This is a genomic window from Allobosea sp. P1_A7 (genome assembly GCF_056406775.1).
This window is the reverse complement of sequence record NZ_JBFTZN010000166.1, coordinates 1-12,665: the sequence shown is the minus strand read 5'-3', so window position 1 is coordinate 12,665 and position 12,665 is coordinate 1. Positions and strand designations below refer to the sequence as shown.

Here is a 12,665-nt window from a genome sequence, read left to right as displayed (position 1 = left end):
GTGTGCCACTGACACTGACCGCCAGCGGCGGCGCGCTCTTCATGGGGCTCGTCTTCGGCTGGCTGCGCTCCGTGTACCCCTTCTACGGCCGCATTCCCGAGCCRGCGATCTGGATCTTCGATACGGTCGGGCTCTGCATGTTCATCGGCATCGTCGGGCTCGGCGCCGGCCCAAGTTTCGTCTCGGGCCTGAAGGCGACCGGCGTCAGCCTGATCCTCGTCGGCCTCGTCTCGGCGCTGCTGCCGCATACCATCGGCATTCTGTTCGGGCGCTACGTCCTTAAGATGGACCCGCTCATCGTGCTCGGCGCCTGCGCCGGGGCCGGCACCATCACGGCGGCGCTCAGGGCCATCCAGGACGAGGCCCAGAGCAGCATTCCGGCGCTGGGTTACACAGTGCCCTATGCCATCGGCAATATCCTGCTCACGGCCTGGGGGCCGATCCTGATCGGAATCATGTYGCGTTAGGGCAGCCGATCTGTTGCGGGTCCGTTTCCACGCTGTGGACATCCAGCCCCCCTGGCGAAAGCTCAGGTCGCGCGTGCTTTCGGGTATTCGAGGAAAGAACCGTGGCAGTGCGCGGGTTGATCGCAGCAGAGATGGCGCTCTCCTTATCTCACAAGGAGCTTCGTCTGATGGGCGCTTCCTGAACAGAGCCGAACAATTCCGTTCATCCTGCGTTCCCTCTCGGAAGGCTTTAATCGCCGGGAGGAAAGAAGGAGAACCCCGATGCGTCGGTTCTTGATCACAGCCACTATCGTCTTGGRCGCGGCCGCAACCATGGCCGGCCTCGCGCCCGCAGCTCACGCCAGCGAAGCGATTGCGCCCTCGATTGCGCAGCAGCTCGACAAGCAACCGTTGGCGTTCGCCATGACCGAGGCGAAGCGGGAACGCTTGATGATCATCCAGGGCAACATGGATCGGCAGCGATATTACGGCCGCCGCGATGGCTATAGTCACGGCTACGGCTATGGTTATGGCCGTCGCCATGGTGGTCCGCCGCCCTGGGCGCCTGCACATGGCTACCGCCGGCACCATTATGAGCGCTGGTAGGCTCGCTCCCGCGGGATAATCTCCCCGCTGAATAGGCGGAGGGCCGGCAGGCGGCTCTCCGGAATGGTCAAGGCTCCGATCTCATAAGCCCGGAGCCTTGTCATGGGAGCCACGCGCTAGGCTCGAGCCGGTCAGCCTTATGCATCGTCGCGCGCGTGTCGCCGCCGACTTCGTGCGTGCCGCCAGAACGCGACAAGCGCAATCAGGGCGGTGACCAGCAGGAGTGAAACGCCCATCTGGATCAGTCCGAACTTGTGTGCACCCGGAGGCACAAACCACCCGGCGACGACGGCGGCGACGTTCAGAACGGACTCAACGAAGCGGTCCAACATCTTGATCCCCTTTCCCAAAGCCCGTTTCAGGAACAAGTCGCTGAACGGTGGCGAACGAGAGGACTCTCATCCTCATTTGTCGGGGGTGCCCGCTCGCGGTGCAAGCAAATTCTAGAAGATCCTGCCCGCAAAATTCATTCTGGAAGCAGTATTCAGCGGCATCGGGCTGCCTGAACATTTCCGAGCCACGTGCGAAACCGGCATGCGCCCGGACTACCCTTCAGTCAGCTGCTACAGCCGCGCAAATCAGCCAGGTCTGGCGTGCGCCATCCCGGGGCTTTCTGGCCTCGGGCGGTGTTGCGGCGGCCAAGCTAACAGCTGATCGAGGCCTATGCCGGTGGTCCTTATCCACCGCCGGGAACCACCCCCCGGCAGGCCCAGGCGACCGCCGCAAATGAGCGCGGACCATCAGGTTGGCCGGCCTCATAGGCGGCCCTGACGGCTTCACCGGCCTTTGCCCGGGATGCCGGATCGAGYCCCGCTACATATTTGCCGAGCGGCCCCTCCCCGGCGGCGAACGGGTCCCAGTAGTCAGCGAAATTCGCGTAATCCATCCTGATCAGAAGCGAGGTCTGTTCGACGCTCTCGAGGCCCTGCGCCGTGAAGGTCTGCCGCATTTCGTCGGGCCTCATCATGGGCTGGAAGCAGTAGTGAGCGCGCAGGCTTCGCGCCTGTTCGTCCTGCGCAGCGAGGGTGTCCAACATCATGCGCATCCCCGACATCCCGCCGAGATGATCCCAAACGGCGGCTGCGACAACGCCGCCCGGCCGCACGACGCGACGCATTTCGGCAACCGCCTTGTCGGCTGCCGGCACGAAGTGCAGGACGAGCAGCGACAGGGCCCGGTCGAATTCGTCGTCGGGGAAAGGGATGGCGCAGGCATCGCCCTCCTTGATCGTGATCCGCGGATCACTGTTCCGGCGCCGGGCCTCCGCGACGAAGATCGGTGAAAAGTCGATCGCTGCGACCTCGGCGATTTCCGCTGCCTGGGACAGCGCGAAGGTCAGGCTGCCTGTGCCGCAGCCGACGTCGATGACGCGCTCGCCAGGGGCGATACCGGCGAAATCAATGAACGGGCCGGCAAGCTGACGGCTCCAGCGGCCCATGAGCTGCTCATAACCGCTGGCGCTGCGGACGGTGAAGCTGGACGGCATGGTGGGGCTCTCCTTGCTCGCTGAAGAACCTCCCTACTGCGCAACCTGGGAAACGGCCGACATGAGCTCCTGGGGGTTCGGCGCCCCGAACATGTAACGCCCCCCTTCCGGAACTTCGGTGAAGCACCAGCGCACGATGCCTTGCCGGTCGAGCAGGAACTGGCCGACAAGCTGGCCAAGGCCTGTCGCCTTCATCTCCAGGTCGGCCTCGGTCAGTTCGTAACCGTCCTTGTTGTCGAGGAATTGCGACCCCGCCAGCGGGTCGAGCGGTCCTGGCGTCTCGCCGGGAATCTCGACCCGCATACCCAGCACGGCGGCCACCGAGACCTTGTGCGGCCACGCCGTCTCGTTCTCCGTGAATTCGAGATTTGGCAGGCCAAATGCCTGGTGGGAGGTTCGTTTGGGGTCGGAGGCGGCGAGAAGATTGGGCATCGGATGATAACGGAAATAGAGCCGCGCGCGTTCAATCGGCGTGTTGACCACGGTCAGGCTCTCGACGCCCGCAGCACGGAGCGCCGGATCGAGCTGCGCCTGGGCGGCGATATGGCGCCGGCAGAAGGCACAGTGCAAGCCGCGGTACAGGCCGACCAGCACCGGCTTTTGACCGCGAAAGTCGTCGATCGCGATCTTTCCCTCGCGGGTGATGGCGTCGAGCACGACGTTCGGTGCCCTGTCGCCGGGTTGAAGAGGAACCATGTCGGCCTGCGCGAGCATATCCAACCTCCTCCGCGGTCAATCGAGGAAAGGCAGCACCACGAGCGCTTCCGGGTCGAGCCCGTGCCGGGCGCAGACGTCTTGCGCCAGCGAAAAGTAACGGTCGGCTTCCGCCAGATCGTCACGGTCGAGATTGAGTGTCGCGAGACCATCATAACATGGAAAGAGCAGCTGCGGCTCGCCCGTTTCGCGGGCAACGTCGAGCGCTTCGTTGTAGAAGCTGGCCGCGATGTCTGGTTGCCCCTGGCATTGGTGAATCTGCCCGAGCACGATCAGGGGCACAGGCAGGTGCTCGCGCTGGTCGAGCGCACGGTCGATCTCCACCGCCTTCTCCGCCGCCGGAACGCCCTCTGTCGGGCAGCGGTCCGTGAATGTGCAGCAGGCGACCGCCAGATTGGTGAGGAGGCGTGCCTGGAAACCCAGATCGCCGATACGCCGCGATATCTCGAGGCCGCGCCGACACACCTCCATCGCCTGCACGGGATTGATCGTTGTATAGAGCACGCCGAGATTGGTGTAGCCGCGGCAGGCGGCGCCAGGCAGGTCGGCAGCTTCGGCCACCTCTATGCTTCGCTCCACCTCGCGCACAGCTTCGCGGTTCCGCCCGAGCCGGGCCAGCGCGACGCCCTTGGTGTTGAGCGCTTCCGCAGTCACGAGCGCTGCCTCGCGCCCGATCCCGGAGGCCTCGTCCGGGGTCAGCGTGCACGCGCATGCGAGCGCAGCGTCGGCCCATTCTGCTGCACGCGCGTGATCGCCGGTCCGGAACGCCAGGCGGCCGCGCTCCTGCCAGAGATGCGCCTGCTCGATCGGCGCGTCAGCTCCGTCGAGAAGTGTCGCGGCCTCGGCGTAGCAGGCTTCGGCCTTGTCGCGCTTGCCGACATCCCAGAGCAGGCGGCCGATCTTGCGAAGAACCCGGGCCGAGGCGACGCGGTCGCCGTTCTCGCGATAGACCCGCAGCACCATCCCATAATGCTCATGCGCCAGCGCACGGCGGCCGGTCGGGCCGCAGAGATCGGCAATCCGCTCGCCGAGCTGCAGCCTGACCCCTGTCGGTTCGGCCGTCGCCAGCGCCGCGAGCGCCTGCTCGTAGAAGCGAAGGGCGTCATCATTGGCATAGATCATGCGGGCGCGATCACCGGCCTCGCGCAGGTATTGCGCGCCCTTTTCCCGCTCTGCGCTCAGCCCGAAATGATGACCGAGCACGGTCAGATCTTCGAGCCTTTCGGGACTTTCGCCGCACAGGCCCTCGAAGGCGGTGGCGATCTGCCCGTGCAGTTCGGTCCGTCGTAGCAGCAGCAGATTCTGATAGATCACATCGTGCAGCAATGTCTGCGTGAAGCGGTAGCATTGCGACGAGATCGCGCCTGTGCCGGCCTTCTGGATGATTTCCGCGTCGCCAAGCAGTTCGAGCCCGGCTTCGAGCCTGGCGGGGTCGGCGGTCACCGCTGCAAGCAGCGTCGCATCGAAGCGAGGGCCAATGACCGCGGCTTCCTGCGCGAGACGCCGCGCCTCCTGCGGCAGACGGTCGAAGCGGGCGAGCAACATCGCCTGGATCGTGTCCGGGATGCTGACTGCGGCTTCGCCCGCCACGATCTGCCAGTGCTGGCCGTCGCGCTTAAGCACGTCGAGCTCGATCAGGCCGCGCACGATCTCCTCGAGGAACAGGGGGTTGCCCCCGGCGCGCTCGAGGATCCTCTCAGGCAGCGCCCCGATGGAGCTCAGCCAGCCCTCGCCGAACAGGGCCGCGAGCAGGCGGCGTCCGTCGCTGTCTCCAAGCTGCGTCAGCCTGAGCGCGGTATGGCTGAAGCGGCTTGAGTCCAGCGGGTCGTTTTGCTGCGTGGGGCGATGAGTGACCACCAGCATCAGCCGCGATCGGTCCAGCCTGTCCATCACGAAACGCAGCGCTTCCAGCGATACCGTGTCAGCCCAGTGCAGATCTTCGACGACGATCAGCAGCGGCGACAGAGCCAGGCGCCGCTCGATGATCGTGCAGACAGCATGGAGGATTTGCCGCCGCAATTGCTCGGGCTCGACATGCTGCAAACTTGCCTTGGGGTCGCCCAGGCCGAGCACATGGTAGAGCAGCGGCATCAATCGCTCCGCCTCTTCGCCCGCCATGCCAAGGTTGGCCAGCAAGGCTGCGAGCTTCAAGCGCATCTCGTCGGGAGCATCGTTCTGCATCACCCCGGCAGCGCTGCGCACGACTGCGCCGATGGCGCCGAAGGACTGTTCGCCAAGCGGCGAGCAGGCGGCCTGCCGTACGGCAACGTCGCGAAAGCGCTCCTCGCAGCCGAGGCGGCCGACGAACTCGTTCACCAGCCGAGATTTCCCGATGCCGGCCTCACCGACAAGGCGCAGAAGCTGCGCCTGGCCAGCACAGGCCTGGTCGAGACTCGCCAGCATGCGCTGGAGCTCCGCATCGCGGCCGATCAGCGGTGCGCTGAGGCCGAGTGCATCGAGCCCACGCGCTGCACGGGGTGATGCGAGCGGTCCGCCCAGCCGATGCACCAGCACGCTGCCGGACTTGCCGCGAAGGGCGACCTCACCGAGCGAGGTATAGGAGAAGGCATGCCGGGTCAGCCGGTAGGTCAGCGGACCCACCAGCACCTCGYCTGGGGCAGCCAGCGATTGCAGCCTCTGCGCCGTGTTCACCGTATCGCCGGTCACCGAATAGGATTTCGCAGTGCCGACGCCGAGACCTCCAGCGACGACCGGCCCGGTGTTTATGCCGATATGGAGCACCATTTCAGCACTTCCGGCGGCGGAGCTTTCGCCGAGCCGCGCCGTGCGGGCGATCATGTCGAGCGCAGCGCGGAGCGCGCGTTCGGGATCATCCTCATGCGCGACAGGTGCGCCGAACAGTGCGAGCAGCGCATCGCCGATGAACTTGTCGACGAAGCCACCGAAGCTCTGCACAGCCGCCGTCAGTTCCGTGAACAACGCGGTCTGCAAGGTCTGGACAACCTCGGGGTCGAGCCGCTCGCTGAGCGCGGTGAAGCCGCTGAGGTCGGCGAACAGGACCGTCACCGTCCTGCGATCCGCATCGGAGACCGGCGGCGCGGTTGTATGGTCCCTTTCAACGTCCGGAAGGGGTGCTGGCATCCGGGAATCCATCGCAGCGATTGCTCTCGACGCGGACGCTGTCTGAGGAGTGGCCCTCGCGGTGGTGCGGGCGCCGCATTGCGGGCAAAAGGCGAAATCCGGCGCGCAGAGAAAGCTGCAACTCGAACACGGCACGGGCTGGCGCACGCCGCATTTCGGGCAGAAGGCAAAGCCGCTTTCGATCTGGAAACCGCAGCCCGAGCAGTCCATCGACCAAGACCTCGCGGGGCCGTAAAAGCCTGCTCTCGCCTCACGCCTTGCCGCACGGCCTTCATGAGGTTGAACCCATAACGGCCAGGCTGCAAGCGACGGCGCGATAACGGAATCGGTCGGCCGTTCCTACGCGGCGAGTTGGCCGGTCGGGCTCTCGGCGGCAGCCGATCGCGTCGGCGCGTCCTGCACCATGAGCGATTTGCCGTCGGGCCGAGAACGTTCTTGCGTGCGCGGTCGTCCCTGCCCTCAGAACCTCATTCCAAGCCTGGCGTTGAAGCTATGGTCGGTGACGCCCCGCGCGAACTGGCCATCATAGGCGATGCTGAGCTCGGCCGCCGGCGTGAGCTTCATGCCGATGCCCGCGCCGACCACCAGCGCATCGCGGGCGATCGGAACGCCCGCGATCGAGAACGGGGCGCCGCTGGCGAAGGCCTGGAGCGAGAGTGGCGTCAGGTCGCCGCCAGCATGGCGCCAGCCGAGCGTGCCGTTGAGCTGCACCGCGCTGCCGCCGAGTTCGACGCTGGTCTGCGCGCGCAGGCCGAGCGTTGCGAAGGTCACGGCGGTGGTCTGCGGGCCCGCGGACAGAGCTGCGATGCCGCCCGTTTCACGAAAGCCATCGCTGCGAAGGCTGACATAGGCAAGATTGGCGAAGGGCTCGAACACGCCGGGCCCGAAGTCGAGACGATAGGCGATCTCGCCGAAGGCCTGCAGGGAGTGGGCTCCATAGCCCGACAGAAGCTGCTCGCCGCCTCCCGGGAAGGAGACCGAGCGCCGCATCGAGAGATCGTGCAAGGCAAAGTTCGCCGCGCCGGTCAGGCGGAGACGATCGAAGCGGGCCCCGCCATAGAGGCCGATCGTGTAGTTGTCCGCGTCGCCCTGCGACCTGCGGCGCGCCACCTCGAAATGCGAGCGCGAATATCCCGCCATGATGCCGGCCCGACTATCCGCCGTGGCAGCGAGGTCGAGGCCGGCGACGAGGCCGTTGGTCGAGCGCGTGAGCGAGGCGGCATTGCCGTCCCCTTGTGTCTGCCCCCAGGAGCCGAAGCCGCGCGCCCATAGCGCCAGGCTTTCCGCCGGGGCCGTCGAGATCGTCCCTTTGCCCGAAGCATAGGCCAGCGTCGCGATATGCGGCGCACCGATTCCGTCGAAGGCCGMGCGGATCCGGTCGGAAACCGCACTGCGCACCATCTGGCTGCCTTCGATCAGTACGGTCTTGGCCGAGGCGTGAATCTCGCCGGACAGGCTGTCGAATGCGCGCCGTCCCTCATCCTCGTCGCGCAGCTGCGTGAAGCGCTGCCAGAGAGGATTGGCCTCGTCCAGGCTTTCCAGGCCGAGGCTCGTCTGGGTCTGGTTGCGGGTCTGTGCGAGGGCGGAGAAAGGCAGGTCGTTGCGCAGCAAGGTCAAGGTGATGCTGGTCGCGTCATAGCCCAGTGTCGGATCGAGGAAGAGATAGCGCGAGCTGACGTCGTCGAAGCGGCCCTGCACGCCCCGATCCGCGGTCAGGATCGTATAACGCTGGTTCGCTCGATAATTGCCGTCCTCACCGAGATGCACCACCGAGCCGCCGCCGAGCCTTGCCGCACCACCGGCACGGATCAGGTCGCTCGACATGCCGCTGGCATCGACCTCGACCTCGTAGATCGCGCCCCGCTCGAACGCGATATCGCCGGTAACCGTCAGGGTGCCGATCGAGTTGCCGGGCGCGATCGTCGCGCCGGAGCGGATCGTCGTTGCGCCGACGGAACCGCTGCCCTGAAGTCTGGCGCCGGCCAGCACGTCGATCTCGCCGCCAAGGGAACCATTGACGACGAGCATGCCCGCCGACACCGTGGTCGTGCCGGAATAGCCCGCGCTGTCGCCGCGCAGTTCGAGCCCGCCGCGGCCGGTCTTGTCGAACCGTCCCGTCCCGGAGAACACGCTCGCGATGCTGGCGTCGCTGCGCTGATCGAACACGACCGTGCCGTTATTGGCGATGTCGCCGGAGATCGAGGCTGCGTCGCCGACGAGCCTGCCCGCCGCGACGACGGTGCGGCGATAGAAGTTGGTGCCGGTCAGCGTCAGCGTTCCCGCCCCGGTCTTGATCAGATCGCCAAAGCCATAGACCCCACCCGTCAGCGTCGCGTCGCGGCTATTGGTATCGACGGTGCCGTTGCCCAGCAGCAGCACGGTGCGGCTGGTGTCGAACGCGGTGCCGAAGCGCAGCGCGCCGCCGAAGAAGCTGATCGCCGTGCCCCGGGCGCCGAGATTGCCGTCGGACGCGACCTCGAGCACGCCAGCCCTGATCACCGTGCCGCCGGAATAGCTGTTATTGCCGGTCAGGATCGTCGTGCCGCTGCCGGACTGGACGACGCTGCCGCTGCCCGAGATGGCGCCGGCGAAGACGTAGTCGTTCGTGCGGTTGAAGCTCAGAAGGGCGTTGTTGACGACATCGCCGGCGAGTTCGCCGGAGGTCCCGCCATTGCCGATCTGCAGCATGCCGGCCGCAATCGTCGTGCCGCCGCYATGGCTGGCGCTTCCTGTCAGTGCGAGCGTGCCCCAGCCGTCCTTCACCAGGCTGCCAGTGCCGCTGACTGCCCCACCGAGGGCCAACGTCGTGCCCGCGATGGTCTCGATCGTGCCCGAGCCGGTGAGCGTGACCGCGCGGCTGCTGGTGATGTCGGCGAGCGTCGCCAGCCGGCCTCCCCCGCTCAATGCAAGGCTGGAGGATGCATTGCCGAGATTGGCGTCGGCGATGATGGCCAAGGTGCCGCCGCGGATCGCCGTGCCCCCGGAATAGCTGCTCGTCCCGGTTAGGAAGAGTGTGCCGGAGCCCGCCTTCTCGACCCGTCCGGCGCCGGTGATGCTGCCGGCGAAGGCACTGTCCTCGGCCTGGTCGACGGTCAGCGTAGCCGCGCCGAGCGCAATCTCGCCGCCTGTGCCGGCGAGTTGGCTCATCGCCAGATGATAGCTGTTGAGATCGAGCCTGCCGCCGGTCAGGACGTAGCCGGTCATCCCTGGCAGGGCTCCGGCGCTCTCTGCGATCAGCGTTCCGGCCGTGATGAGCGTGCCGCCGGACCAGCTGTTGCTGCCTGAAAGCGCGAGCGTACCGGCGCCCCATTTGATCAGCCCGCCCGCGCCAGTGAGCGCCCCGGTGAGCTGCAGCGTCGTGCCAGTATCGGTGTCGATGGCGCCGGTGTCGCGCAGGGTGATGCTGCGGCCGGAGGTGAAACTCGCGGTCGTATGGAGCGCGCCATTGTCGAAGGTGAGGCCGCCCGCACCGCCAAGATTGCCGTCATCGGCGATCTGAAGCGTGCCGCCCCCGATCTCCGTGCCGCCGGTATAGGTATTGGCTCCAGACAGGATCAGCGTGCCGTCGCCGGTCTTGGCGAGACCGTCAGAGCCAGTAATCGTCAGGGCGACCGTTGCGGTCTCGCCGTCGAGGACGCGGATCTCCGGCGTCGTGATGACGAAGCTGCCGTTATTGTAGCCGCGCAGGTTCAGGCTGCCTCCGGCCCCGTCGACCAGCGTGTAGCTGCCGCCCGCGAATTGCAGCCCGACGAGGTTCTGCTGGCCGTCAACGGTAACGGTGCCGCCCGGGCCGCGGAAGACACCGTAGCCGCTGCCCCATTGCGTCGGAGCGGCGCCGGCATAGTCGAACCAGTTCTGGCTTCCGGCATTCCAGGTGCCGGATGCGCCGCCCGCCGATGTCGTGCCCCAGAGCTGCAGGATGTTGAGGCCGTTCTGCTGGACGAGCAGGTCGACCTTGCCCGCCTGCGAGATGTCGATTCTGTAGTCATAGGCGAACGGGCTGGTCGCCGGCGTGCTCCCGATGCCGAGGCCGCCGCCGGAGAGGGCACCGGTATAGGTGAAGACACGATGGAAGCCGATCATGGGCTGCGAACCGGCGCCGATGTTCAGTATCCCGCCATTGAGGGCGAGGTTTCCATTGACCTGTGTCGTGGCGGAGTCGATCGCGGGGGCGTCGGCGCTGCGCAGTTGGTAATCGTAGTTGCTGCCGGCGTTGAGTGTCAGCGTGCCGTTGACGATGAGCGGGGCGGCATCCGATGGCCTGATGGTGCCGCCTGCATTCGCCGTGAGGTTGCCGTTGACGGTCAGCGAGGTCGGGCCGGAGGGCGCCAGGGTGCCGCCATTGCCGATCGTGATCGCACCCAGGCTGCCCTCGCCTTCGACGCGGCCGCCAGCATTGATCGCGATGGCGCCGCCGAGACGCGCCGAGCCCGCCATCCTGAGCGTGCTGCTCGCCACCGTCACAGCGCCCGAGAAACCCGAACTGTCGCCCGTCAGGATCGTCGTGCCCGAGAGCAGCCGGATCGTCCCCGCGCCCGCGCTGGCGCTGGAGAGCGCCGCATCGAAGCGATAATCCGACGCCGTGTGGTTGAAGACGAGCGCACCGGCTGTCGAGATTCGCACGCCACCGGTCTTCAGGAATCCGGGAGCGGCTGCCGCAGCCCCGGCACCAGCACCGATGTTCAAGGAGCTGGGGCCGTAATCCTTCAAGGCGATGACATATTTGCCGGTATCGATCAGCCCACCATCCGAGACCGTCGCGGTTGCGGTTGCGGCTGCGCCGCCGAGCCCCGACAGGGTGAAGGCCTCGACGCCATGATAGAGGGCATCCGAATTGACCGTGGTCAGCACGGAACCGGCACCTGTGACGACGAGGCTGCCGGCGACCGCCACCGTGTCGCTCTGGACCCGACCACCATCGGAGATGAGCAGCGAACTCGTGCTGCCGACGCCAAGTTCGGCGCGCTCGAGGTAGCCGGGGCCGCGATGCACGGTCCAGCGCGCGCCTGCACCCGTGACGACGGCATCGGAGCCGGGCGCGCCGGGCTTGCCGCCGATGATCGTCTCGCCATAGCTGTCGAGGCTCCCGCCATTGGCGATCGTCATATGACCTGAGCCGTCGATCCCGAGGTACAGCGCCGAATAATTGCTCCAGTGCGACCCTGGCCCGGAAATGAGGACCGTGCCGCGAGAGCCGGCCTCCTTGCCGATGATCGTGGCGATCCCGAGCTGGGGCTGGAAGAGCGTGAACAGGCTGGTCAGGGTACCGCCATTCGTGATGGTCAGCGACGCATCCCCACTGTCGCCCACGACCATGGGGACCGCATTGTTCCATTTGGCCGCGGAACCGGAGATCGTGACGGCAGCATGGGAGCCCGCATCAGGCGCGATGACCGCCGTCGTGCTGGAGAATTCCGCCGCACCGAACAGGACGAGCCCGCCATTCCTGACGCTGATCGTGCTGAAGCTCGCCGCGCCCGTCACGGTCCAGGTGCCCGGGCCGTCCTTCGCAAAGGTGCCGAAGGCCTGGCTGGCATTGCCCAATGCGCTGAAGTCGAAACTGGCATTCTGCCAGCCTCCGAGGACGAGGGTGTTTGGATTGCTGTCGTCGCGGGTCAGGGCGACAGTGCCGAGGATGCGATAGCCCGCCTGCAATTCCAGCGTATTGCCGCCGCCGCTCAGATTGATGGCATCGGCACGCGACCCGTCGGGATTGAGCCCGCCTTCGATCTGCCCCGCCGTGACGATCCGAACGCCGCCGCCGCCCGACACAGCACGCCCGCCGCGCCCGTTCTGGCCCGCAGTGCCATCATGGCCGGGATCGATATTGTACGACCCATATCCTGCCGCGCCGGCCGCCCCTCCAGCGCCGCCCTTGCCGCCGGCAACGAGTCCTCCGGCCTGAACCTCGAGGCTGCCGCCGGCGGCGAGGACGAGACCGTCACCGCCATTGCCGGCGCTGCCGCCGTGGCCTCCGTCGCCGCCGTTCTTGCCCCCGCCCCCCGTTCCGCCGATGCCCCCGGCACCGCCGTCACCGCCGCGAATGACCGACTGGTTCTGGACGATGATCGGGCCGGAGCCGGAGGCATAGAGCCCGGCTGCGCCATCGCCGCCATTGCCGCCGCTGCCGCCATAATACCCGTCCCCGCCATCGTCTCCCCAGAGGAAACAGGGCAGGCCCGGAGGGCAGTTCTGGCCGAGCACACCTCCGGCGCCGTCCCCGCCCGTACCGCCGGCACCGCCTGCGCCGCCATTGCCGCCCGAAATCACCGACCTGACGAGGACTTCTCCGGACTGCAGCAGCACCAGCC

7 protein-coding genes are annotated in these 12,665 nt (G+C 66.8%); 2 read left to right on the top strand and 5 right to left on the bottom strand.

Annotated elements, in window-relative coordinates:
* A partial coding sequence (locus AC1D34_RS24505; RefSeq protein ID WP_476825598.1) for an aspartate-alanine antiporter-like transporter occupies positions 1 to 467 on the top strand: 467 nt, incomplete at its 5' end.
* 261 nt (positions 468 to 728) lie between these two features.
* Positions 729 to 1,052 (top strand): hypothetical protein, encoded by a 324-nt coding sequence (locus AC1D34_RS24500; RefSeq protein ID WP_476825597.1) that lies wholly within the window; start codon positions 729 to 731, stop codon positions 1,050 to 1,052.
* A gap of 137 nt (positions 1,053 to 1,189) precedes the next feature.
* Here the strand turns inward: AC1D34_RS24500 and AC1D34_RS24495 are convergent, their stop codons facing one another.
* The 5 genes from AC1D34_RS24495 to AC1D34_RS24475 all read right to left on the bottom strand — a co-directional run.
* Entirely contained in the window at positions 1,190 to 1,384 is a 195-nt protein-coding gene (locus AC1D34_RS24495) for a hypothetical protein (RefSeq protein ID WP_476825596.1), read from the bottom strand.
* 344 nt (positions 1,385 to 1,728) lie between these two features.
* On the bottom strand, positions 1,729 to 2,538 hold the full coding sequence (locus AC1D34_RS24490) for a class I SAM-dependent methyltransferase (protein WP_476825595.1): 810 nt from the start codon (positions 2,536 to 2,538) through the stop codon (positions 1,729 to 1,731).
* A 33-nt stretch (positions 2,539 to 2,571) separates the two neighbouring features.
* Positions 2,572 to 3,252, bottom strand: a complete 681-nt coding sequence (locus AC1D34_RS24485) for a peroxiredoxin-like family protein (RefSeq protein ID WP_441490988.1) — start codon at positions 3,250 to 3,252, stop codon at positions 2,572 to 2,574.
* Between the two features lie 18 nt (positions 3,253 to 3,270).
* Complete coding sequence (locus AC1D34_RS24480) at positions 3,271 to 6,564, bottom strand: adenylate/guanylate cyclase domain-containing protein (RefSeq protein ID WP_476825594.1); 3,294 nt, start codon at positions 6,562 to 6,564, stop codon at positions 3,271 to 3,273.
* A gap of 249 nt (positions 6,565 to 6,813) precedes the next feature.
* The coding region (locus AC1D34_RS24475) for an autotransporter domain-containing protein (protein WP_476825593.1) at positions 6,814 to 12,665 on the bottom strand (5,852 nt) is incomplete at its 5' end.